26 protein-coding genes are annotated in these 23,678 nt (G+C 51.3%); 17 read left to right on the top strand and 9 right to left on the bottom strand.

Annotated elements, in window-relative coordinates:
• Position 1: 1 nt before the first annotated feature.
• Positions 2–1,162 carry a cystathionine gamma-synthase gene (gene metB / locus G434_RS08580; protein ID WP_001309892.1) on the bottom strand — a complete coding sequence of 387 codons (1,161 nt, stop codon included), beginning with the start codon at positions 1,160–1,162 and terminating at the stop codon, positions 2–4.
• Between the two features lie 276 nt (positions 1,163–1,438).
• Between metB and metJ the strand changes: the two genes are divergently transcribed.
• Together metJ and G434_RS08590 are read left to right on the top strand one after the other, a co-directional pair.
• Positions 1,439–1,756, top strand: coding sequence for a met regulon transcriptional regulator MetJ (gene metJ / locus G434_RS08585; RefSeq protein ID WP_000852812.1), 318 nt, complete (start codon positions 1,439–1,441; stop codon positions 1,754–1,756).
• Between the two features lie 59 nt (positions 1,757–1,815).
• A complete protein-coding gene (locus G434_RS08590; RefSeq protein WP_000702318.1) occupies positions 1,816–2,424 on the top strand; it encodes a YiiX family permuted papain-like enzyme in 609 nt (202 codons plus the stop codon).
• Positions 2,425–2,484: 60 nt separating this feature from the next.
• Here the strand turns inward: G434_RS08590 and rpmE are convergent, their stop codons facing one another.
• Positions 2,485–2,697 (bottom strand): 50S ribosomal protein L31, encoded by a 213-nt coding sequence (rpmE, locus tag G434_RS08595; protein WP_000710769.1) that lies wholly within the window; start codon positions 2,695–2,697, stop codon positions 2,485–2,487.
• Between the two features lie 202 nt (positions 2,698–2,899).
• Between rpmE and priA the strand changes: the two genes are divergently transcribed.
• From priA to G434_RS29230, 9 genes are all read left to right on the top strand, one after another.
• Positions 2,900–5,098: a primosomal protein N' gene (gene priA / locus G434_RS08600; protein WP_001309891.1), complete on the top strand. Its 2,199-nt coding sequence runs from the start codon at positions 2,900–2,902 to the stop codon at positions 5,096–5,098.
• 155 nt (positions 5,099–5,253) lie between these two features.
• On the top strand, positions 5,254–6,279 hold the full coding sequence (gene cytR, locus G434_RS08605) for a DNA-binding transcriptional regulator CytR (RefSeq protein WP_000644904.1): 1,026 nt from the start codon (positions 5,254–5,256) through the stop codon (positions 6,277–6,279).
• A gap of 91 nt (positions 6,280–6,370) precedes the next feature.
• Entirely contained in the window at positions 6,371–7,330 is a 960-nt protein-coding gene (ftsN, locus tag G434_RS08610; RefSeq protein WP_000068844.1) for a cell division protein FtsN, read from the top strand.
• Positions 7,331–7,422: 92 nt separating this feature from the next.
• A complete protein-coding gene (gene hslV / locus G434_RS08615; protein ID WP_000208242.1) occupies positions 7,423–7,953 on the top strand; it encodes an ATP-dependent protease subunit HslV in 531 nt (176 codons plus the stop codon).
• Between the two features lie 9 nt (positions 7,954–7,962).
• Entirely contained in the window at positions 7,963–9,294 is a 1,332-nt protein-coding gene (gene hslU / locus G434_RS08620) for an HslU--HslV peptidase ATPase subunit (protein WP_001293344.1), read from the top strand.
• Between the two features lie 66 nt (positions 9,295–9,360).
• Complete coding sequence (menA, locus tag G434_RS08625) at positions 9,361–10,287, top strand: 1,4-dihydroxy-2-naphthoate polyprenyltransferase (protein WP_000139496.1); 927 nt, start codon at positions 9,361–9,363, stop codon at positions 10,285–10,287.
• A 92-nt stretch (positions 10,288–10,379) separates the two neighbouring features.
• Positions 10,380–10,865 carry a ribonuclease E activity regulator RraA gene (rraA, locus tag G434_RS08630; RefSeq protein WP_000872908.1) on the top strand — a complete coding sequence of 162 codons (486 nt, stop codon included), beginning with the start codon at positions 10,380–10,382 and terminating at the stop codon, positions 10,863–10,865.
• Positions 10,866–10,924: 59 nt separating this feature from the next.
• Complete coding sequence (locus tag G434_RS08635; RefSeq protein ID WP_001309890.1) at positions 10,925–11,599, top strand: hypothetical protein; 675 nt, start codon at positions 10,925–10,927, stop codon at positions 11,597–11,599.
• Positions 11,600–11,721: 122 nt separating this feature from the next.
• Positions 11,722–12,348 carry a hypothetical protein gene (locus tag G434_RS29230; protein ID WP_000232683.1) on the top strand — a complete coding sequence of 209 codons (627 nt, stop codon included), beginning with the start codon at positions 11,722–11,724 and terminating at the stop codon, positions 12,346–12,348.
• Between the two features lie 38 nt (positions 12,349–12,386).
• Here G434_RS29230 and zapB read toward each other — a convergent pair whose 3' ends face one another.
• Positions 12,387–12,632 carry a septal ring assembly protein ZapB gene (gene zapB, locus G434_RS08640; RefSeq protein ID WP_001296623.1) on the bottom strand — a complete coding sequence of 82 codons (246 nt, stop codon included), beginning with the start codon at positions 12,630–12,632 and terminating at the stop codon, positions 12,387–12,389.
• A 424-nt stretch (positions 12,633–13,056) separates the two neighbouring features.
• Here zapB and glpF point away from each other — a divergent pair, with 424 nt between their 5' ends.
• The 4 genes from glpF (at position 13,057) to fpr (ending at position 17,421) form a co-directional block, all read left to right on the top strand.
• The gene (glpF, locus tag G434_RS08645; RefSeq protein ID WP_000084268.1) at positions 13,057–13,902 is read left to right on the top strand and encodes a glycerol uptake facilitator protein GlpF; all 846 of its coding nucleotides are present in this window, start codon (positions 13,057–13,059) and stop codon (positions 13,900–13,902) included.
• A 22-nt stretch (positions 13,903–13,924) separates the two neighbouring features.
• On the top strand, positions 13,925–15,433 hold the full coding sequence (glpK, locus tag G434_RS08650; protein ID WP_000136788.1) for a glycerol kinase GlpK: 1,509 nt from the start codon (positions 13,925–13,927) through the stop codon (positions 15,431–15,433).
• Positions 15,434–15,567: 134 nt separating this feature from the next.
• Entirely contained in the window at positions 15,568–16,578 is a 1,011-nt protein-coding gene (gene glpX, locus G434_RS08655) for a class II fructose-bisphosphatase (protein ID WP_001250644.1), read from the top strand.
• Positions 16,579–16,674: 96 nt separating this feature from the next.
• On the top strand, positions 16,675–17,421 hold the full coding sequence (gene fpr / locus G434_RS08660) for a ferredoxin--NADP(+) reductase (RefSeq protein WP_000796330.1): 747 nt from the start codon (positions 16,675–16,677) through the stop codon (positions 17,419–17,421).
• 4 nt (positions 17,422–17,425) lie between these two features.
• Here the strand turns inward: fpr and uspD are convergent, their stop codons facing one another.
• The 3 genes from uspD to G434_RS08675 all read right to left on the bottom strand — a co-directional run bounded on the left by uspD (position 17,426) and on the right by G434_RS08675 (position 18,832).
• A complete protein-coding gene (gene uspD / locus G434_RS08665) occupies positions 17,426–17,854 on the bottom strand; it encodes a universal stress protein UspD (RefSeq protein ID WP_000323555.1) in 429 nt (142 codons plus the stop codon).
• A 26-nt stretch (positions 17,855–17,880) separates the two neighbouring features.
• Positions 17,881–18,180 carry a DUF406 domain-containing protein gene (locus G434_RS08670; RefSeq protein ID WP_000655986.1) on the bottom strand — a complete coding sequence of 100 codons (300 nt, stop codon included), beginning with the start codon at positions 18,178–18,180 and terminating at the stop codon, positions 17,881–17,883.
• 211 nt (positions 18,181–18,391) lie between these two features.
• A complete protein-coding gene (locus G434_RS08675; RefSeq protein ID WP_000155255.1) occupies positions 18,392–18,832 on the bottom strand; it encodes a DUF805 domain-containing protein in 441 nt (146 codons plus the stop codon).
• A 100-nt stretch (positions 18,833–18,932) separates the two neighbouring features.
• Between G434_RS08675 and G434_RS08680 the strand changes: the two genes are divergently transcribed.
• Together G434_RS08680 and tpiA are read left to right on the top strand one after the other, a co-directional pair.
• Entirely contained in the window at positions 18,933–19,532 is a 600-nt protein-coding gene (locus G434_RS08680; RefSeq protein WP_000802226.1) for a YiiQ family protein, read from the top strand.
• Between the two features lie 107 nt (positions 19,533–19,639).
• The gene (tpiA, locus tag G434_RS08685) at positions 19,640–20,407 is read left to right on the top strand and encodes a triose-phosphate isomerase (RefSeq protein ID WP_001216325.1); all 768 of its coding nucleotides are present in this window, start codon (positions 19,640–19,642) and stop codon (positions 20,405–20,407) included.
• Positions 20,408–20,461: 54 nt separating this feature from the next.
• Here tpiA and cdh read toward each other — a convergent pair whose 3' ends face one another.
• The 3 genes from cdh to pfkA form a co-directional block, all read right to left on the bottom strand.
• Positions 20,462–21,217, bottom strand: coding sequence for a CDP-diacylglycerol diphosphatase (cdh, locus tag G434_RS08690; RefSeq protein ID WP_000708998.1), 756 nt, complete (start codon positions 21,215–21,217; stop codon positions 20,462–20,464).
• Between the two features lie 106 nt (positions 21,218–21,323).
• The gene (sbp, locus tag G434_RS08695; RefSeq protein WP_001045689.1) at positions 21,324–22,313 is read right to left on the bottom strand and encodes a sulfate/thiosulfate ABC transporter substrate-binding protein Sbp; all 990 of its coding nucleotides are present in this window, start codon (positions 22,311–22,313) and stop codon (positions 21,324–21,326) included.
• Positions 22,314–22,632: 319 nt separating this feature from the next.
• On the bottom strand, positions 22,633–23,595 hold the full coding sequence (gene pfkA / locus G434_RS08700; protein WP_000591795.1) for a 6-phosphofructokinase: 963 nt from the start codon (positions 23,593–23,595) through the stop codon (positions 22,633–22,635).
• Positions 23,596–23,678 lie beyond the last annotated feature (83 nt).

Here is a 23,678-nt window from a genome sequence, read left to right as displayed (position 1 = left end):
TTTACCCCTTGTTTGCAGCCCGGAAGCCATTTTCCAGGTCGGCAATTAAATCTTCGCCATCTTCAATACCGGTGGAGATACGCAGCAGCGTCTCGGAGATCCCGGCGGCAGCACGCGCTTCTGGTGCCATGCCTGCATGTGTCATGGTTGCGGCGTGAGAGATTAAACTTTCCACTCCCCCTAATGATTCCGCCAGCGTAAACAACGACAGCCCGCCCAAGAAACGACGCAGCGTCTGCTCATCGCCATCCAGTTCAAAACTCAACATTGCGCCAAAGCCTTTTTGCTGGCGCGCGGCAATTTCATGCCCCTGATTTTCCGGCAGCGACGGGTGATACAGTTTTTTCACCAACGGCTGGGTTTGCAGATATTTCACAATCGCCTGCGCGTTGCGCTGGGCCAGCTCCATACGCGGCACCAGAGTTCGCAACCCGCGTAGCAGCAGATAGCTGTCAAACGCGCCGCCCGTCACGCCAATATTGTTTGCCCACCAGGCAAGTTCAGTGACAACGTCCGGATCTTTAGCAATCACCACGCCGGCCACCACGTCTGAGTGACCGTTCAGATATTTCGTGCATGAATGCAACACCAGATCGGCACCTAATGCCAGCGGATTTTGTAATGCCGGGCTTAAGAAGGTGTTATCCACCACGCTCACCGCCCCGACTTCCCTTGCCAGATGGCAGATTTTCGCAATATCCACGACGCGTAACAATGGATTACTTGGGCTTTCTACCAGTACCAGTTTGGGTTTTTCTGCCAGCGCTGCCCGTAATGCATGTTCATCGCCTTGATCAACAAACAACACGCGATAGCAACCACGTTTAGCCAGGCTGTCGAACAGGCGATAGCTGCCGCCATAGCAGTCGTGCGGCGCAACCAGCAGATCGCCCGGTTTCAAAAAGACGGTCGTTACCAGGTGAATCGCGGACATGCCGGTATTAGTAAGTACGGCACCGGCACCGCCTTCCAGTTCTGCCAGCGCACGCTGAACCACATCGCGCGTTGGGTTGCCACGACGCGAGTAATCATGCGCGCGCGGTTCATTAAATCCGGTAAAGTTATAGGTGCTGGAAAGATGGATCGGTGGGACAACGCAACCATACTGTTCGTCGTCATTTAACCCGCTACGCACTGCGATGGTGGCCTGTTTACGCGTCATGTGATGAAGTTCCCTGGGCTTGGTCGGTGAAATGTCAGGCACCAGAGTAAACATTGTGTTAATGGACGTCAATACATCTGGACATCTAAACTTCTTTGCGTATAGATTGAGCAAATCCCAAATAGCCGTTAAAATTATATGCATTATCACGCCGACAGGTGCATTACACGATGTCACGGTAACGCCTGTACGGTAAACTATGCGGGTTTACGGTCAGTACCCACACTAACTGTGTGGTCTGGTCTCAATTTATTGACGAAGAGGATTAAGTATCTCATGGCTGAATGGAGCGGCGAATATATCAGCCCATACGCTGAGCACGGCAAGAAGAGTGAACAAGTCAAAAAGATTACGGTTTCCATTCCTCTTAAGGTGTTAAAAATCCTCACCGATGAACGCACGCGTCGTCAGGTGAACAACCTGCGTCACGCTACCAACAGCGAGCTGCTGTGCGAAGCGTTTCTGCATGCCTTTACCGGGCAACCTTTGCCGGATGATGCCGATCTGCGTAAAGAGCGCAGCGACGAAATCCCGGAAGCGGCAAAAGAGATCATGCGTGAGATGGGGATTAACCCGGAGACGTGGGAATACTAAAGCGGAAAAGAGCGGCGCGGAGTTAACCTGCCGCTTTTTTTATACATGGACGTTTAACGATGAAAATCAGGCTACTGATCCCCGGTCTGCTGGTTTCTGTGCCTGCATTTGCCTGGCAACCACAAACCGGCGACATCATCTTTCAGATCTCTCGCTCATCGCAAAGTAAAGCGATCCAACTGGCGACCCATTCCGATTACAGCCACACCGGTATGCTGGTGATGCGTAACAAAAAGCCCTACGTTTTTGAAGCGGTCGGCCCGGTGAAATACACCCCGCTCAAGCAGTGGATTGCCCATGGTGAAAAGGGCAAATACGTTGTTCGCCGCGTTGAAGGCGGACTGAGTGTTAAACAACAGCAAAAACTGGCGCAAACGGCAAAACGTTATCTCGGCAAACCGTACGATTTCAGCTTCTCGTGGAGCGACGATCGCCAGTACTGTTCGGAAGTGGTGTGGAAGGTTTACCAGAATGCGCTGGGAATGCGTGTGGGCGAACAGCAGAAGCTGAAAGAGTTCGATCTTAGTAACCCGCTAGTTCAGGCAAAGCTCAAAGAACGCTACGGCAAAAATATTCCGCTTGAGGAAACGGTGGTCTCACCACAAGCTGTTTTCGATGCACCACAACTCACCACTGTCGCCAAAGAATGGCCGCTGTTTTCGTGGTAATACGACCAAAATTCAGGCACAAAAAAAGCGCCGTGCGGCGCTTTTTTCGGAAATCCGGTCTTATTTGCTGCCCGGGATGTTGAAACGCTTGTTGAAGCGGTCAACACGGCCACCGGTAGCAACATCACGCTGTTTGCCAGTGAAGAACGGGTGGCACTTGCTGCACACGTCGAGGTTCAGGTCATGACCAACGGTGGAGCGGATTTTCATTACGTTACCGCAAGAGCAGCTAGCAGTAATTTCTTCGTATTTCGGGTGAATATCTTTTTTCATGGGAAAACCTCGGTTTAAGGCCGCGTCGCTCTTCCAGCCCTAACGCCAGACACCACGCGATGTTAAAAGTATAGCTTCAATACGATCATTTCGTACGAAGGCGCGAAATCATACAGAAATTAACCAGCGTATGCAAACTGATCCGCACTCTTCTACGGCAATGTGTATACTAACCCACCGAATTTCAAGTCAGGATGATGCTATGCCCGTTGCCCACGTTGCCTTGCCCGTTCCGCTTCCCCGTACCTTTGACTATCTGCTGCCAGAAGGCATGACGGTCAAAGCCGGGTGTCGCGTGCGCGTGCCGTTTGGCAAACAGCAGGAGCGCATCGGGGTTGTGGTGTCAGTTAGCGATGTCAGCGAGCTGCCGCTCAACGAGCTGAAAGCGGTAGTTGAAGTGCTGGACGTTGAGCCGGTATTTACTCACTCCGTCTGGCGATTACTGCTCTGGGCGGCAGATTACTATCATCATCCGATTGGCGATGTGCTGTTTCATGCCTTGCCGATTTTACTACGCCAGGGGCGGCCTGCGGCGAACGCGCCGATGTGGTACTGGTTTGCCACTGAACAAGGTCAGGCGGTGGATCTGAACAGCCTGAAACGCTCACCCAAGCAACAACAGGCGCTGGCAGCGTTACGGCAAGGCAAAATCTGGCGCGACCAGGTTGCCACGCTCGAATTTAATGATGCCGCGTTGCAGGCGCTGCGCAAAAAAGGTCTGTGTGATTTAGCAAGTGAAACACCAGAGTTTAGTGACTGGCGAAAGAATTATGCCGTTTCTGGTGAGCGGTTGCGATTGAATACTGAACAGGCCACCGCCGTTGGCGCAATTCATAGTGCGGCGGATACCTTCTCTGCCTGGCTGCTGGCGGGCGTTACCGGTTCCGGTAAAACGGAGGTTTATCTCAGTGTACTGGAAAACGTGCTCGCTCAGGGCAAACAGGCGCTGGTGATGGTGCCGGAAATCGGCCTGACGCCGCAAACTATCGCCCGTTTTCGTGAACGTTTTAATGCCCCCGTAGAAGTTCTGCATTCCGGCCTGAACGACAGCGAGCGTCTTTCGGCGTGGTTGAAAGCGAAAAATGGTGAGGCGGCGATTGTGATCGGCACCCGCTCCGCGCTGTTTACGCCGTTTAAAAATCTCGGCGTGATTGTCATTGATGAAGAGCACGACAGTTCCTACAAGCAGCAGGAAGGCTGGCGCTATCATGCCCGCGACCTGGCGGTTTATCGTGCGCACAGTGAGCAAATCCCGATTATTCTTGGCTCCGCAACACCCGCACTGGAAACGTTATGCAACGTCCAGCAGAAAAAATACCGCCTGCTGCGCCTGACGCGTCGGGCGGGGAATGCGCGTCCGGCAATTCAACACGTGCTGGATTTAAAAGGTCAGAAGGTGCAGGCGGGGCTGGCTCCGGCGTTAATCACCCGTATGCGCCAGCATTTACAGGCCAACAATCAGGTTATCCTCTTTCTTAACCGCCGAGGGTTTGCGCCTGCGCTACTGTGCCACGACTGTGGCTGGATAGCCGAATGCCCACGTTGCGATCACTACTACACGCTGCATCAGGCGCAACAGCATTTGCGCTGCCACCATTGCGACAGTCAGCGTCCGGTGCCGCGCCAGTGCCCTTCCTGCGGTTCCACGCACCTGGTGCCGGTGGGGCTGGGCACCGAACAGCTTGAACAGACGCTTGCGCCGCTGTTCCCTGGTGTGCCCATTTCTCGTATCGACCGCGATACCACCAGCCGCAAAGGAGCGCTGGAACAACAACTGGCGGAAGTGCATCGCGGCGGCGCGAGGATCTTGATCGGCACGCAAATGCTGGCGAAAGGTCACCACTTTCCGGATGTGACGCTGGTGGCGTTACTGGATGTGGACGGTGCGCTGTTTTCTGCCGATTTTCGCTCGGCAGAGCGTTTTGCCCAGCTTTACACCCAGGTCGCCGGTCGTGCCGGGCGTGCGGGTAAACAGGGCGAAGTGGTGCTGCAAACGCATCATCCAGAACACCCGCTATTGCAAACGTTGCTCTATAAAGGCTACGACGCCTTTGCCGAACAGGCGCTGGCTGAGCGACGCATGATGCAGCTGCCGCCATGGACCAGCCATGTGATTGTGCGGGCGGAAGATCATAACAATCAGCACGCGCCGCTGTTCCTGCAACAACTGCGTAATCTCATCCTCGCCAGCCCGCTTGCAGACGACAAACTGTGGGTTCTCGGTCCCGTTCCGGCACTGGCACCTAAACGTGGCGGCCGCTGGCGCTGGCAAATTTTGTTGCAGCACCCTTCCCGCGTGCGATTACAGCACATCATCAATGGTACGCTGGCGCTTATTAATACAATACCGGATTCCCGTAAGGTGAAATGGGTGCTGGATGTCGATCCCATCGAGGGCTAATGCGCAAACGATGCGAGGCGGATCGAAAAATTCAATATTCATCACACTTTTCATGAAAATTCTGTAACCGTTTTCACGCGCTATCTGCTAAAAATGTTGCCGATGTGAAGTAAACATGGATGTAGTACGCCTGACGTGCCAGGCGAGGAGTGAGTGTGAAAGCGAAGAAGCAGGAAACTGCCGCGACCATGAAAGACGTTGCCCTCAAGGCAAAAGTCTCTACAGCGACTGTCTCCCGAGCATTAATGAATCCCGATAAAGTCTCCCAGGCCACCCGTAATCGGGTTGAAAAAGCGGCCCGGGAAGTGGGTTATTTACCGCAGCCTATGGGACGCAACGTCAAGCGTAATGAATCCCGCACCATTCTGGTGATTGTCCCGGATATCTGCGATCCCTTCTTTAGCGAAATTATTCGCGGTATCGAAGTTACGGCGGCAAATCACGGATATCTGGTGCTGATTGGCGACTGTGCGCATCAAAATCAGCAGGAAAAAACCTTTATCGATTTGATCATCACCAAGCAAATTGATGGCATGTTGCTGCTGGGTTCAAGGCTGCCGTTTGATGCCAGCATTGAGGAACAGCGTAATCTGCCGCCGATGGTGATGGCGAACGAATTTGCACCGGAACTGGAGCTGCCTACCGTTCATATCGACAATCTGACCGCCGCATTTGATGCAGTAAATTATTTATATGAGCAAGGGCATAAACGGATTGGCTGTATAGCCGGTCCCGAAGAGATGCCGCTGTGTCACTACCGCCTGCAAGGCTACGTTCAGGCGCTGCGTCGCTGCGGCATTATGGTTGATCCGCAATACATCGCCCGTGGCGACTTCACCTTCGAAGCCGGAAGCAAAGCAATGCAACAGCTGCTTGATCTTCCACAACCGCCTACTGCTGTCTTCTGCCATAGCGATGTGATGGCGCTCGGCGCACTTTCGCAGGCAAAACGCCAGGGGCTGAAAGTCCCGGAAGACCTTTCCATAATCGGTTTTGATAACATCGACCTGACGCAATTTTGTGATCCGCCGCTGACAACCATCGCGCAGCCGCGTTACGAAATCGGTCGGGAAGCTATGCTGTTATTGCTTGATCAAATGCAGGGGCAACACGTTGGCAGTGGCTCTCGTTTAATGGACTGCGAACTTATCATCCGGGGATCAACACGCGCGTTACCTTAAAGTAAACCTTTAAGACTGCCGTGACTGGTCAAAGGCCCGCCGCTTAAGTAACATGGCGGGCTGACGAACGAATAAATACAGCGAAACGATAGTGGCACAACGAGATTATGTACGCCGCAGCCAACCGGCACCTTCGCGGCGAAAAAAGAGCACCTCACGGAAAAAGCAACGAAATCTGCCTGCGGTTTCTCCCGCTATGGTCGCTATTGCTGCCGCCGTTCTTGTGACCTTTATCGGTGGTCTGTACTTCATTACGCATCACAAGAAAGAAGAGTCCGAGACGCTGCAAAGCCAGAAAGTGACCGGAAACGGACTACCACCAAAACCAGAAGAACGCTGGCGCTACATCAAAGAGCTGGAAAGTCGCCAGCCGGGTGTGCGTGCGCCTACAGAACCTTCTGCCGGTGGTGAAGTGAAAACGCCGGAGCAACTGACACCAGAACAACGCCAGCTTCTTGAGCAAATGCAGGCTGATATGCGCCAGCAGCCAACGCAGCTGGTTGAAGTTCCGTGGAATGAACAGACGCCGGAACAGCGTCAGCAAACGCTACAGCGCCAGCGTCAGGCGCAGCAATTAGCGGAGCAGCAACGCCTGGTTCAGCAGTCGCGTACGACTGAACAAAGCTGGCAGCAGCAGACGCGTGCGTCGCAAGCCGCGCCGGTACAGGCGCAACCGCGCCAGTCTAAACCGGCTTCTACTCAGCAGCCGTACCAGGATCTGCTGCAAACCCCTGCGCACACGACCGCGCAGTCGAAGCCGCAGCAAGCTGCGCCGGTTGCTCGTGCCGCTGACGCGCCAAAACCGACGGCGGAGAAAAAAGACGAACGCCGCTGGATGGTGCAGTGCGGTTCGTTCAGAGGCGCGGAACAGGCAGAGACGGTACGTGCTCAGCTGGCGTTCGAAGGCTTTGACTCAAAAATTACCACCAACAATGGCTGGAATCGTGTGGTCATTGGCCCGGTGAAAGGCAAAGAGAACGCAGACAGCACCCTCAATCGCTTGAAGATGGCGGGTCATACAAACTGCATTCGGCTCGCCGCCGGGGGTTGAAACCCTCAAAATCCCCCCCATCTATAATTGCATTATGCCCCGTACTTTTGTACGGGGTTTGTACTCTGTATTCGTAACCAAGGGGTCAGCTCGTGACAACTATAGTAAGCGTACGCCGTAACGGCCATGTGGTCATCGCTGGTGATGGTCAGGCCACGTTGGGCAATACCGTAATGAAAGGCAACGTGAAAAAGGTCCGCCGTCTGTACAACGACAAAGTCATCGCGGGCTTTGCGGGCGGTACTGCGGATGCTTTTACGCTGTTCGAACTGTTTGAACGTAAACTGGAAATGCATCAGGGCCATCTGGTCAAAGCCGCCGTTGAGCTGGCAAAAGACTGGCGTACCGATCGCATGCTGCGCAAACTTGAAGCACTGCTGGCAGTCGCGGATGAAACTGCATCGCTTATCATCACCGGTAACGGTGACGTGGTGCAGCCAGAAAACGATCTTATTGCTATCGGCTCCGGCGGCCCTTACGCCCAGGCTGCGGCGCGCGCGCTGTTAGAAAACACTGAACTTAGCGCCCGTGAAATTGCTGAAAAGGCGTTGGATATTGCAGGCGACATTTGCATCTATACCAACCATTTCCACACCATCGAAGAATTAAGCTACAAAGCGTAAGGATCTCCCATGTCTGAAATGACCCCACGCGAAATCGTCAGCGAACTGGATAAGCACATCATCGGCCAGGACAACGCCAAGCGTTCTGTGGCGATTGCTCTGCGTAACCGCTGGCGTCGCATGCAGCTCAACGAAGAGCTGCGCCATGAAGTGACCCCGAAAAATATCCTGATGATCGGCCCGACCGGTGTCGGTAAAACTGAAATCGCCCGTCGTCTGGCTAAGCTGGCGAATGCGCCGTTCATCAAAGTTGAAGCGACCAAATTCACCGAAGTGGGCTATGTCGGTAAGGAAGTGGATTCTATTATTCGCGATCTGACCGATGCCGCCGTGAAAATGGTACGCGTCCAGGCTATCGAGAAAAACCGTTATCGCGCTGAAGAACTGGCAGAAGAACGTATTCTCGACGTGCTGATCCCACCTGCTAAAAACAACTGGGGACAGACCGAACAGCAGCAGGAACCGTCCGCTGCTCGTCAGGCATTCCGCAAGAAACTGCGTGAAGGCCAGCTTGATGACAAAGAAATCGAGATCGATCTTGCCGCAGCACCGATGGGCGTTGAAATTATGGCTCCTCCGGGAATGGAAGAGATGACCAGCCAGCTGCAGTCCATGTTCCAGAACCTGGGCGGCCAGAAGCAAAAAGCACGTAAGCTGAAAATCAAAGACGCCATGAAGCTGCTGATTGAAGAAGAAGCGGCGAAACTGGTGAATCCGGAAGAGCTGAAACAAGACGCTATCGACGCTGTTGAGCAGCACGGGATCGTGTTTATCGACGAAATCGACAAAATCTGTAAGCGCGGCGAGTCTTCCGGTCCGGATGTTTCTCGTGAAGGTGTTCAGCGTGACCTGCTGCCGCTGGTAGAAGGTTGCACCGTTTCCACCAAACACGGGATGGTCAAAACTGACCACATTCTGTTTATCGCTTCTGGCGCGTTCCAGATTGCGAAACCGTCTGACCTGATCCCGGAACTGCAAGGTCGTCTGCCAATCCGCGTTGAGCTGCAGGCACTGACCACCAGCGACTTCGAGCGTATTCTGACCGAGCCGAATGCCTCTATTACCGTGCAGTACAAAGCACTGATGGCGACTGAAGGCGTAAATATCGAGTTTACCGACTCCGGTATTAAGCGCATCGCGGAAGCAGCATGGCAGGTGAACGAATCTACCGAAAACATCGGTGCTCGTCGTTTACATACCGTTCTGGAGCGTTTAATGGAAGAGATTTCCTACGACGCCAGCGATTTAAGCGGTCAAACCATCACTATTGACGCAGATTATGTGAGCAAACATCTGGATGCGTTGGTGGCAGATGAAGATCTGAGCCGTTTTATCCTATAATCGCGTTCAATCATTTTCATCATTGTTTGATGGGGCTGAAAGGCCCCATTTTTATTGGCGCGTATTATGACTGAACAACAAATTAGCCGAACTCAGGCGTGGCTGGAAAGTTTACGACCTAAAACCCTCCCCCTCGCCTTTGCTGCAATTATCGTCGGGACGGCGCTGGCATGGTGGCAAGGTCACTTCGATCCGCTGGTCGCCCTGCTGGCACTGATTACCGCCGGGCTATTACAGATCCTTTCTAACCTCGCCAATGATTACGGCGATGCGGTAAAAGGCAGCGATAAACCTGACCGTATCGGACCGCTACGCGGCATGCAAAAAGGGGTCATTACCCAGCAAGAGATGAAACGGGCGCTCATTATTACCGTCGTGCTCATCTGTCTCTCCGGGCTGGCACTGGTTGCAGTGGCGTGCCATACACTGGCCGATTTTGTCGGCTTCCTGATTCTTGGCGGGTTGTCGATCATTGCCGCTATCACCTACACCGTGGGCAATCGTCCTTATGGTTATATCGGTCTGGGTGATATTTCCGTACTGGTTTTCTTTGGCTGGTTGAGCGTCATGGGCAGCTGGTATTTACAGGCTCATACATTGATTCCGGCGCTGATCCTTCCGGCGACCGCATGCGGCCTGCTGGCAACGGCAGTACTGAACATTAATAACCTGCGTGATATCAATAGCGACCGCGAAAATGGCAAAAACACGCTGGTGGTGCGCTTAGGTGAAGTGAACGCGCGTCGTTATCATGCCTGCCTGCTGATGGGCTCTCTGGTGTGCCTGGCGCTGTTTAATCTCTTTTCGCTGCATAGCCTGTGGGGCTGGCTGTTCCTGCTGGCGGCACCATTACTGGTGAAGCAAGCCCGTTATGTGATGCGGGAAATGGACCCGGTGGCGATGCGACCGATGCTGGAACGCACTGTCAAGGGAGCGTTACTGACTAACCTGCTGTTTGTTTTAGGGATATTCCTAAGCCAGTGGGCAGCATAACTGACAAATATCAATTAACAATTGATGATTTTGCCAACAGCCTACATAGCGCGATATACTGAAAATTCTCGCAGCAACTGAATGTTAAGCCTATGAAATACGATACTTCCGAGCTTTGTGACATCTATCAAGAAGATGTTAACGTCGTGGAACCGCTGTTCTCCAACTTTGGCGGACGGGCGTCGTTTGGCGGACAAATAATCACGGTAAAATGTTTCGAGGACAACGGGTTGCTGTACGATCTGCTCGAACAGAATGGCCGTGGTCGTGTTCTTGTCGTCGATGGCGGTGGTTCTGTTCGTCGCGCACTGGTCGATGCTGAACTGGCGCGTCTGGCAGTACAAAATGAATGGGAAGGTCTGGTCATTTACGGCGCGGTGCGTCAGGTAGATGACCTGGAAGAGCTGGATATCGGCATCCAGGCGATGGCGGCAATTCCGGTTGGTGCTGCTGGCGAAGGCATTGGCGAAAGCGATGTCCGCGTCAATTTTGGCGGTGTCACCTTCTTCTCCGGCGACCATCTTTATGCCGACAATACCGGGATTATTCTTTCAGAAGATCCGCTGGATATTGAATAACTCTCTGCCATGCGTTAAAAGGGGAATTAAATTCCCCTTTTTTATACATGGACGTATTCATGCAAAATATTATTCTTTTAATTTTATATTTATTTCTTATAGCCGTTAACCATTTCCGCTACAAATTTCTTTTATCTGGCAACACCGGTGAAATGATTTTATATTTTGCTAACGTATTTTTTAACCCACTTGCCCTATCATTTATTATCGCCACAATCATCTGTATAACGATAAAAAAAAGAAGCAGCCGCAGCTTTATTCGCGGCACTTGTTGGTTAATGGGATTATTTCTAATCTATAGCAGCTATACGGTGTGGGAACGACACAGCACATGGGATTATTCTTTCCCGGGGCCAGGTATCACCGTCACGGTTCCGAGCAAACAGTGGGTTGCCAATATAGTAAAACAAGGACCAACCCTGGTGACTCGGGATGCCCATGCTATTTTAGCTATTGTTGCCTTCTCACAAAATGAAGTCGGTGTGCATTCAATCGAGGAACTTACCGCGACTCAAAACGGAACTGCAGAAATGCATGTTTGTGATGTTCAGGGATTTGCCTGCGCTTATCAGGAAGGAGTGCAAACAATGAGTGATGGCAAAGTAAGACATGCTATTTTCATGACTCTACTGGATAACACTAATTTGATACAACTGGTCGCAGCCATCGACCCAGATTATTTGGACGAATATCAAGAAGAAGTAATGAAAATGATGCTTTCTGCCCGTCAATGATCTGATGTGCATGTTAATAATAAGGGATTGATATGAGATACGTTATCTTATTAATACTATGGATAATAACTGCTTGTCTTAGTCATCTTCAGCACAGCAACCTACTGTCTGGAGATCCTGGCATGGTTGGCGAGTATATCGGTTCAGTATTTCTGGGGCCGTTATTACTTCCCGTGCTTGTGTCAGGCATTCTGTGCGCATTCGCTAAAAAAACGCGTAACTTCGCCAGTTTTACTCGCGGGTGCTGTTGGGTATTGGGAATCCTGCTTTTATCCAACATCAGCAATACGTTTCGCATAATCACCCCATGGCAATATACGTTTGAGAATGCCGCTATTTCCGTGACTGTCCCAAACCGACACTGGAATACGGTTTCTATTAGTACTGATAAAACCATTGATATAAGAAGTGAAGATAATAGCGTCTTTATTTCTGCTTTCCGCCTGCCCGCAGGACGTAGCGCCGATGGCTCGCTGGAAGAGTTAAAGAAGATGCAGCGAGACAATCTCAAGGATCAATACAATGAAGAAACCTTCCAGTTTCATGATTGTAATGCCAAACATTTCACCTGTAAGTATCAGGATGTGTTGATAAATTTTGATGGTCAGCAGAAAAGAACCATCAGTGTTTATCTTGAAGACACCCCCAGGGCTGTGGGGATCATTGCATTAATGGAGCCAGATACGGCAGATAAATATCGCCAACAGGCGATGGAGATTATGTTGTCTGCTAAAAATACAGTGAAGTAAAAAATAAGGCGCCTTGCGGCGCCTCTGCGTGGAAGAGATTAAACCTCTTCCATGCGACCCAGCAGGGCCTGCAGACGTTCCTGCCAGCCGTTCTGCTGTTCTTTCAGATGGTTGTTCTCACGCTCCAGCTCTTCGCGCTGATGCTGGGCATTTTGAACTTCCTGCGACAGTGAGTTGTTTTTTTCTTTCAGCTCTTCGATTTCCATCTGCAACAGAGTGATGGTATCAATCGCCTGCTGTACTTTTGCTTCCAGTTTCTCAAACACTTCTAATGACATTGTCATACCTCTCCTGAATTGCAAGGCGTTGATGGATAAAAATCCTCGTCCCGATTACCGGTGACGCCTTAATAAATACGAGCGCACTTTAGTTAGCTCCGATTGTATGAAGCCGCGCCATCGCTGTCCAGCGGCACGCCTTGCAGATTACGGTTTGCCACACTTTTCATCCTTCTCCTGGAGACATAATCCACACCAATCGAAAATGTTAATAAATTTGTTGCGCGAATGATCTAACAAACATGCATCATGTACAATCAGATGGAATAAATGGCGCGATAACGCTCATTTTATGACGAAGCACACACATTTTAAGTTCGATATTTCTCGTTTTTGCTCGTTAACGATAAGTTTACAGCATGCCTACAAGCATCGTGGAGGTCCGTGACTTTCACGCATACAACAAACATTAACTCTTCAGGATCCGATTATGAGTCAAACATCAACCTTGAAAGGCCAGTGCATTGCTGAATTCCTCGGTACCGGGTTGTTGATTTTTTTCGGGGTGGGTTGCGTTGCAGCACTAAAAGTCGCTGGTGCGTCTTTTGGTCAGTGGGAAATCAGTGTCATTTGGGGACTGGGGGTGGCAATGGCCATCTACCTGACCGCAGGGGTTTCCGGCGCGCATCTTAACCCCGCTGTTACCATTGCATTGTGGCTGTTTGCCTGTTTCGACAAGCGCAAAGTTATTCCTTTTATCGTTTCACAAGTTGCCGGCGCTTTCTGCGCTGCGGCTTTAGTTTACGGGCTTTACTACAATTTATTTTTCGACTTCGAGCAGACTCATCATATTGTTCGCGGCAGCGTTGAAAGTGTTGATCTGGCTGGCACTTTCTCTACTTACCCGAATCCTCATATCAATTTTGTGCAGGCTTTCGCAGTTGAGATGGTGATTACCGCTATTCTGATGGGGCTGATCCTGGCGTTAACGGACGATGGCAACGGTGTACCACGCGGCCCTTTGGCTCCCTTGCTGATTGGTCTACTGATTGCGGTCATTGGCGCATCTATGGGCCCATTGACGGGTTTTGCCATGAACCCAGCGCGTGACTTCGGTCCGAAAGTCTTTGCCTGGCTGGCGGGCTGGGGCAATGTCGCCTTTACCGGCGGCAGAGACATTCCTTACTTCCTGGTGCCGCTTTTTGGCCCTATCGTTGGCGCGATTGTAGGTGCATTTGCCTACCGCAAACTGATTGGTCGCCATTTGCCTTGCGATATCTGTGTTGTGGAAGAAAAGGAGACCACAACTCCTTCAGAACAAAAAGCTTCGCTGTAATATGACTACGGGACAATTAAACATGACTGAAAAAAAATATATCGTTGCGCTCGACCAGGGCACCACCAGCTCCCGCGCGGTCGTAATGGATCACGATGCCAATATCATTAGCGTGTCGCAGCGCGAATTTGAGCAAATCTACCCAAAACCAGGCTGGGTAGAACACGACCCAATGGAAATCTGGGCCACCCAAAGCTCCACGCTGGTAGAAGTGCTGGCGAAAGCCGATATCAGTTCCGATCAAATTGCAGCTATCGGTATTACGAACCAGCGTGAAACCACTATTGTCTGGGAAAAAGAAACCGGCAAGCCTATCTATAACGCCATTGTCTGGCAGTGCCGTCGTACCGCAGAAATCTGCGAGCATTTAAAACGTGACGGTTTAGAAGATTATATCCGCAGCAATACCGGTCTGGTGATTGACCCGTACTTCTCTGGCACCAAAGTGAAGTGGATCCTCGACCATGTGGAAGGCTCTCGCGAACGTGCGCGTCGTGGTGAATTGCTGTTTGGTACGGTTGATACGTGGCTTATCTGGAAAATGACTCAGGGCCGTGTCCATGTGACCGATTACACCAACGCCTCTCGTACCATGTTGTTCAACATCCATACCCTGGACTGGGACGACAAAATGCTGGAAGTGCTGGATATTCCGCGCGAGATGCTGCCAGAAGTGCGTCGTTCTTCCGAAGTGTACGGTCAGACTAACATTGGCGGCAAAGGCGGCACGCGTATTCCAATCTCCGGGATCGCCGGTGACCAGCAGGCCGCGCTGTTTGGTCAGTTGTGCGTGAAAGAAGGGATGGCGAAGAATACCTACGGCACTGGCTGCTTTATGCTGATGAACACCGGCGAGAAAGCGGTGAAATCAGAAAACGGCCTGCTGACCACCATCGCCTGTGGCCCAACTGGCGAAGTAAACTATGCGCTGGAAGGTGCGGTGTTTATGGCGGGCGCATCCATTCAGTGGCTGCGCGATGAGATGAAGTTGATTAACGACGCGTACGATTCCGAATATTTCGCCACCAAAGTGCAAAACACCAATGGTGTATATGTGGTTCCGGCATTTACCGGGCTGGGTGCGCCATACTGGGATCCGTATGCGCGCGGGGCGATTTTCGGCTTAACGCGTGGAGTGAACGCTAACCACATTATCCGCGCGACGCTGGAGTCTATTGCTTATCAGACGCGTGACGTACTGGAAGCAATGCAGGCCGACTCCGGTATTCGTCTGCACGCGCTGCGCGTGGATGGCGGTGCAGTAGCAAACAATTTCCTGATGCAGTTCCAGTCCGATATTCTCGGTACCCGCGTTGAGCGCCCGGAAGTGCGCGAAGTTACCGCATTGGGTGCGGCCTATCTTGCTGGTCTGGCGGTTGGCTTCTGGCAGAATCTCGACGAGCTGCAAGAGAAAGCGGTGATTGAGCGCGAGTTCCGTCCAGGCATCGAAACCACTGAGCGTAATTACCGTTACGCAGGCTGGAAAAAAGCGGTCAAACGCGCGATGGCGTGGGAAGAACACGACGAGTAATGTAAATGCCGGATGAAGCGTTTATGCCGCATCCGGTAGTCCTGAATCGTGCGGGGGCAACCCCGCACACATCAATAATCCCGCCCTTCCCCTGTGCTACACTTCGCGCCATTCCTTACTGCTTAGAGTTTGCTATGAGACGAGAACTTGCCATCGAATTTTCCCGCGTCACCGAATCTGCGGCGCTGGCTGGCTACAAATGGTTAGGACGCGGCGATAAAAACACCGCGGACGGCGCGGCGGTAAACGCCATGCGTATTATGCTCAACCAGGTCAACATTGACGGCACCATCGTCATTGGTGAAGGTGAAATAGACGAAGCACCGATGCTCTACATTGGTGAAAAAGTCGGTACTGGTCGCGGCGACGCGGTAGATATTGCTGTTGATCCGATTGAAGGCACGCGCATGACGGCGATGGGCCAGGCTAACGCGCTGGCGGTGCTGGCAGTAGGCGATAAAGGCTGTTTCCTCAACGCGCCAGATATGTATATGGAGAAGCTGATCGTCGGACCGGGAGCCAAAGGCACCATTGATCTGAACCTGCCGCTGGCGGATAACCTGCGCAATGTAGCGGCGGCGCTCGGCAAACCGTTGAGCGAACTGACGGTAACGATTCTGGCTAAACCTCGCCACGATGCCGTTATCGCTGAAATGCAGCAACTCGGCGTACGCGTATTTGCTATTCCGGATGGCGACGTTGCGGCCTCAATTCTCACCTGTATGCCAGACAGCGAAGTTGACGTGCTGTACGGTATTGGTGGCGCGCCGGAAGGCGTGGTTTCTGCGGCGGTGATCCGCGCATTAGATGGTGACATGAACGGTCGTCTGCTGGCGCGTCATGACGTCAAAGGCGACAACGAAGAGAATCGTCGCATTGGCGAGCAGGAGCTGGCACGCTGCAAAGCAATGGGCATCGAAGCCGGTAAAGTATTACGTCTGGGCGATATGGCACGCAGCGATAACGTCATCTTTTCTGCCACCGGTATTACCAAAGGCGATCTGCTGGAAGGCATTAGCCGCAAAGGCAATATCGCGACTACCGAAACGCTGCTGATCCGCGGCAAGTCACGCACTATTCGCCGCATTCAGTCCATCCACTATCTGGATCGCAAAGACCCGGAAATGCAGGTGCACATTCTCTGAGTGATTTGATCGATTGAGCCTTCCAGTCCTTCGGGACTGGAATTTTTTTGTTCGGAGAACGAAGATAAGGCAAGTCAATCAAAACAGGAGAAAAACATGGCTGATTGGGTAACAGGCAAAGTCACTAAAGTGCAGAACTGGACCGACGCCCTGTTTAGTCTCACCGTTCACGCCCCCGTGCTTCCGTTTACCGCCGGGCAATTTACCAAGCTTGGCCTTGAAATCGACGGTGAACGCGTCCAGCGCGCCTACTCCTATGTTAACTCGCCCGATAATCCCGATCTGGAGTTTTACCTGGTCACCGTCCCCGATGGCAAATTAAGCCCACGACTGGCGGCACTGAAACCGGGCGATGAAGTGCAGGTGGTTAGCGAAGCAGCTGGCTTCTTTGTGCTGGATGAAGTACCAGATTGCGAAACGCTATGGATGCTGGCAACCGGTACAGCGATTGGCCCTTATTTATCGATTCTGCAACTGGGCAAAGATTTAGAGCGCTTCAAAAATCTGGTCCTGGTTCACGCCGCACGTTATGCCGCCGACTTAAGCTATTTGCCACTGATGCAAGAACTGGAAAAACGCTACGAAGGCAAACTGCGCATTCAGACGGTGGTCAGTCGGGAAACGACAGCGGGGTCGCTCACCGGACGGATACCGGCATTAATTGAAAGTGGTGAACTGGAAAGCGCGGTTGGCCTGCCGATGAATAAAGAAACCAGCCATGTGATGCTGTGCGGCAATCCACAGATGGTGCGCGATACGCAACAGTTACTGAAAGAGACCCGGCAGATGACGAAACATTTACGTCGCCGACCGGGCCATATGACAGCGGAGCATTACTGGTAAGCGGTTACTTATCGATAAACGGCACGATGAGCAAATCCGCACTCAACTTATTGATCATCCCGCGATATGCCGGCATCAAACGGTTGATAAATGAGTGGTGATGACCACAGACAAGGAGGTCGCACTGCTCTTTTTGCATAATTTCCAGCAGTGTTTCCGGCATTTCTCCGCGTTCAATACGCAGTTTTGTCTTCGGCCATTGAATATTTTTCGTCAGTTTATACAGCTTGTTATCCGACTTATTCTTCAACAATTGAAGAATATCTTCTGTTGCAGGGAAGTAGATACCCGGATACAACTCGCTTAAGCCATCATCAATATGAATTAACGTCAGGTGAGCGTCATTATGTCTGGCGAGCTCCAGGGCTTTATTCACCAGTAAGGCATCTTCTTCATTCCCGGAAATTGCCACGCCAATGTGTTTATAAGCCATGTTTAACTCCTTCTAAAGCAACTCCATCAAGCTAACGAACGCAGTGATAACTCAAAAATAATCATCTCGGCCTGGCATGAGAAGGTGAAGGCCGCATCAAGCTCAACTTGCCCCTCCAGATCCTTAATCTTATAGGCCACGCTGGCCCCTTCATCTGCAGAGGATGCAGCGGCGGCAAGCTCTTTCAGTTTGGTCATAAAGGACTCTGCTTCTTCGCGGGTGGCAAAAAAGCGCGAAAACTTACTGGTACAGTTGTCGTTATCAATCACCGTACCGATATCAATCGCACATCCTTTAGTACTGCATTTATCTACGACATCTTTCATAGGGCACCTCTGTATATTCGCCTCTCTGTCGATTACGACTTAAGAATAATGCGCCGTTAAGGGAAGAACAAACAAGTAATGATCTTATGGATTACCATTTTTTTTGATATTGCTTAATGTGAAGAGTTCAGAAGGATTTTCCGGGTATTGTCATTTGCATCGTGGAAATAACAATCCCGGAAAAAAATAGCAGTAAGAGATATATTAAAGGTTAATTACTTGATTTATTGTCGGCTTTATACTTCACATCCTCGGTATCTTTACCATATTTATTTTCGCCTTGTGTGCCAACAAACGCACCAAGATCGATAAGCATCATCACCAGAATCAACGTCGGGACAAAACGCCCCACCGCCCATTGCCAGACACCCGGTAAAATCGCCCAGTTACCCGCCAGCAGCATCCACGCCACAATCATCAAAAATGCCCATGCGCCGGAACGCCCGCGATCATGCAAGCGCTTAACGGTTACTGCCGCTGTTGGCCAGAGCAAGCACACAAGGCAAAACGCCGCAGTCTGAATATCGAGTAAATTTTTACCCGCCAGTGAGAAAAGCACCAGCATGCCTGCGAACCACAGGCCTATCCAAATCCAGAAATCACGGCGTCCAATACGCCCTTTAAATGAGAATAACCATTGCTGTATGGTCATGTAAGTTCCTTGATGGTTGTCTTTTCCAGGATTCTACCCTTTTGACAAGGGCGACAGATATCGTTTTAATCGGAGCCAGTCATAACAAAAGGTACTGTCAATGAAGCCAGGGTGTACGCTGTTTTTTCTCTTATGTTCTGCATTAACCGTTACAACAACGGCGCATGCACAAACACCAGATACGGCAACGACCGCGCCTTATCTGCTGGCTGGAGCCCCTACTTTCGATCTCTCCATCAGCCAGTTTCGAGAAGACTTTAACAGCCAGAATCCCAGCCTGCCACTGAACGAATTTCGTGCCATCGACAGCAGTCCCGACAAAGCCAATCTCACTCGTGCTGCCAGTAAAATTAACGAGAACTTGTATGCTTCTACAGCGCTGGAGCGCGGTACCTTAAAAATCAAAAGCATTCAAATGACCTGGCTACCCATCCAGGGGCCAGAGCAAAAAGCCGCGAAAGCGAAAGCTCAGGAATACATGGCAGCGGTGATCCGCACACTCACCCCATTAATGACCAAAACACAAAGCCAGAAAAAACTGCAGTCGCTACTAACGGCGGGGAAAAACAAACGTTATTACACCGAGACCGAAGGTGCACTGCGTTATGTTGTCGCGGACAACGGCGAAAAGGGGCTGACCTTCGCTGTTGAACCGATTAAGCTGGCGCTATCTGAATCGCTTGAAGGTTTGAATAAATGACAAAAAGCAAAGCCTTTGTGCCGATGAATCTCTATACTGTTTCACAGACCTGCTGCCCTGCGGGGCGGCCATCTTCCTTTATTCGCTTATAAGCGTGGAGAATTAAAATGCGACATCCTTTAGTGATGGGTAACTGGAAACTGAACGGCAGCCGCCACATGGTTCACGAGCTGGTTTCTAACCTGCGTAAAGAGCTGGCAGGTGTTGCTGGCTGTGCGGTTGCAATCGCACCACCGGAAATGTACATCGATATGGCGAAGCGTGAAGCTGAAGGCAGCCACATCATGCTGGGTGCGCAAAACGTGGACCTGAACCTGTCCGGCGCATTCACCGGTGAAACCTCTGCTGCTATGCTGAAAGACATCGGCGCACAGTACATCATCATCGGCCACTCTGAACGTCGTACTTACCACAAAGAGTCTGACGAACTGATCGCGAAAAAATTCGCGGTGCTGAAAGAGCAGGGTCTGACTCCGGTTCTGTGCATCGGTGAAACCGAAGCTGAAAACGAAGCGGGCAAAACTGAAGAAGTTTGTGCACGTCAGATCGACGCGGTACTGAAAACTCAGGGTGCTGCAGCATTCGAAGGTGCGGTAATCGCTTACGAACCAGTATGGGCAATCGGTACTGGCAAATCGGCAACTCCGGCGCAGGCACAGGCTGTTCACAAATTCATCCGTGACCACATCGCTAAAGTTGACGCTAACATCGCTGAACAAGTGATCATTCAGTACGGCGGCTCTGTAAACGCGTCTAACGCTGCAGAACTGTTTGCTCAGCCAGACATCGACGGTGCGCTGGTTGGCGGTGCTTCTCTGAAAGCTGACGCTTTCGCAGTAATCGTTAAAGCTGCAGAAGCGGCTAAACAGGCTTAAGTCTGAAAGGTGCCGGATTTCATATCCGGCACTTACTTTCCTTAACTCCTCGCCTTAACGCAAAATCTCACACTGATGATCCTGGATTTCCTCGGCTGAAGCACGGTTCAGCGTCAGTAGATTTCGTTGTGTCGCCAGCAATACAAATGAGTTATCACTCTGCCGCACCATCGCCAGCCCGTAGCTTCCCATATGTTCCCGCGCCTCAGGCACTTCCTCTGCAAGCATCATAAATGGGCTGCGTTGTACCAGTTCGCTTTCCGTTACCCGACGCGCCAGGTACTCATGCCCACGCAAACCACCTGGCAGTGGCAACCAGCGGCTGCTGATGTTAGCCAGATTGTTATCCAGTTGTTCGCGCACATCAGGACGAATACAAGAGATATGAATATGAAAATGGTTTTGCGTACGCCCGGTGCGAGAGTTGATCGCCAAAGAAACCGCGCGATCGGGAACCGGCTGACCGTATTTTTTGCTCATAAAATCACGCGCCTGCCAGGCCAACCAAAAGAAGTTCGGCGTTGAAGGATCGGTCAACAAAGGACTTTCAGTACCGTTAATACGATACGTTGGCATCAACAGATATTGCAGTGGGCCATTAAGATCTTTTAAAACCACGTATCCGGCATTGGGTTTGACTTCCGCACATGGCGAAGGATTTTGATTTTGCTGTTGATTGGGCAAACATTCCTCAAGGACAATCTTACGTAGTGTATCCGACTCTTCACCGGTTAATTTCCAGTAACCAATACCGGCAGCCACAACGGCGATAACTATCATCACCAAAAAAAGAAGACCCGCTTTTTTCATCTTTTTTTCCCTGTACCTCAAAGAGATGCAAGGGTAACGCAAAATCGTGACAAATAAAAAACCCGGTCGCGAGAAACCACCGGGTTTGATAATTATCCTGGGGAAATCAGCGTTTGCTGATCTGATCGAACGTACCGCCGTTAGCAAAATGCTCTTTTTGCGCTTTCGTCCAGCCGCCGAACTCTTCATCAATGGTGAATAACTTCAGCTTTGGAAACGCATTTTCGTACTTTTTCGCCACCTCAGCATCGCGCGGACGGTAGTAGTTTTTCGCGGCAATTTCCTGACCTTCTGGCGAGTAGAGATATTTCAGGTAGGCTTCCGCCACCTCTTTGGTGCCTTTTTTCTCGACCACTTTATCGACCACCGACACGGTTGGCTCTGCGAGGATAGACTCACTCGGCGTAACGATTTCGAATTTATCTTTCCCCAGCTCATTCGCTGCCAGCAGAGCTTCGTTTTCCCAGGCAATCAGTACATCGCCAATTCCGCGCTCGACAAAGGTGTTAGTGGAGCCGCGCGCGCCAGAATCCAGAACTTCGACGTTTTTATACAGTGCCCGAACAAAATCCTGTGCTTTTGCCTGATCGTTGTTGTTGTGATGCAGCGCGTAGCCCCAGGCTGCCAGGTAGTTCCAGCGCGCGCCACCAGAGCTTTTCGGATTAGGCGTGATCACCGAAACACCCGGTTTAATCAGATCGTTCCAGTCATGGATCTGCTTCGGATTGCCCTTACGTACCAGGAAAACAATGGTGGAAGTGTACGGTGCGGAGTTATCCGGCAGACGTTTGATCCACTCTTTATCAATCCGCCCGCGTTCCGCAATCGCGTCCACGTCATAGGCCAGAGCCAGCGTGACAACATCAGCTTCAATACCGTTGATTACCGACGTCGCTTGTTTGCCTGAACCACCGTGGGACTGACGAATCACCACGTTATCGCCAGTTTGCTGTTTCCAGTGGGCGCTGAATGCCTTGTTGTACTGTTCGTACAATTCGCGCGTTGGATCATATGAAACGTTAAGAAGCTGAATATCCTTTGCCATAACGCTGGTTGCCGCCAGCAAAAATGTTAACCCTACGCCCCACTTGTTCATCGCCCGACTCTCTTATGTTGTGTTGTGATGAGCAAAGCGTGCCAGAAGGTTAACCAAACATTAAAGAATAAAAAAAGATTGGCTATAACTTGCGGGTATATGTTGGGGGATTAAAAAGGCGGAAGAAATCCGCCTCATATTGCTGACAAAGTGCACTTTGTCCATGCCGGATGCGGCGCGAACGCCTTATCCGGCCTACAAAAGTTTGCAAATTCAATAAATTGCAGAATTCATGTAGGCCTGATAAGCGAAGCGCATCAGGCATTTTTGCTTCTGTCATCGGTTTCAGGCTAAAGGAATCTGCCTTTTTCCGAAATCATTAATACAGTTTTTTCGCGCAGTCCAGCCAGTCGCCTTTGAACGGACGCTTCATGTTTTCGATAGCGTCGATGATGTCGTGGTGAACCAGCTGTTCGTTCTGGATACCTACGCAACGACCGCCGTAACCTGCCAGCAGCAGATCGATAGCGTAAGCGCCCATACGGGAAGCCAGAATACGGTCGTAAGGCACCGGAGAACCACCGCGCTGGATGTGGCCCAGCACAGTTGCGCGGGTTTCACGACCGGTTTCTTTCTCGATGAAATGCGCCAGTTCGTCAACATCACACATATGTTCGGTAATCGCCACGATCGCGTGTTTTTTACCTTTCGCGATACCCGCTTTGATTTCGTTTACCAGGTCTTCACGGCTGAATTCAACTTCCGGAACTACAACGAATTCACAGCCACCGGCAATGGCCGCAGCCAGGGTCAGATCGCCACAATAACGACCCATCACTTCCACCACGGAAATACGCTGGTGAGAAGAAGAGGTGTCACGCAGACGGTCGATCGCTTCTACAACGGTGCTCAGCGCAGTGAAGAAACCGATAGTGTAGTCAGTGCCTTTGATGTCGTTGTCGATAGTGCCCGGCAGGCCGATGCACGGGAAGCCCATTTCGGTCAGACGCATTGCACCCATGTAGGAACCGTCACCGCCGATAACCACCAGCGCGTCGATACCACGTTTTTTCAGGTTTTCGATAGCCACGGCGCGGATGTTCTCGTCGCGGAATTCCGGGAAACGCGCAGAACCGAGGAACGTACCACCACGGTTGATCATGTCAGAAACGCTGTAACGGTCTAGCTGTACCATACGATCTTCATACAGACCCAGATAGCCGTCATAAATGCCCATTACTTCCAGACCTTCTGTCAGCGCAGAACGAACAACCCCGCGAATTGCGGCGTTCATGCCTGGCGCATCACCGCCGCTTGTCAACACACCGATTTTCTTAATCATGACTACCTCTGAACTTTGGAATGCAAAATGAAATCTGTTGCCGGAAGTCTTCTTGCACATCGAAGTGATCCAACGAATGTGCA

The sequence above is a fragment of the Escherichia sp. KTE172 genome, from assembly GCF_000408845.1.
Taxonomy (GTDB): Bacteria; Pseudomonadota; Gammaproteobacteria; order Enterobacterales; family Enterobacteriaceae; genus Escherichia; species Escherichia coli.
Note: the sequence above shows the minus strand (reverse complement) of the source record. Positions and strands in the feature narration are given on the sequence as shown.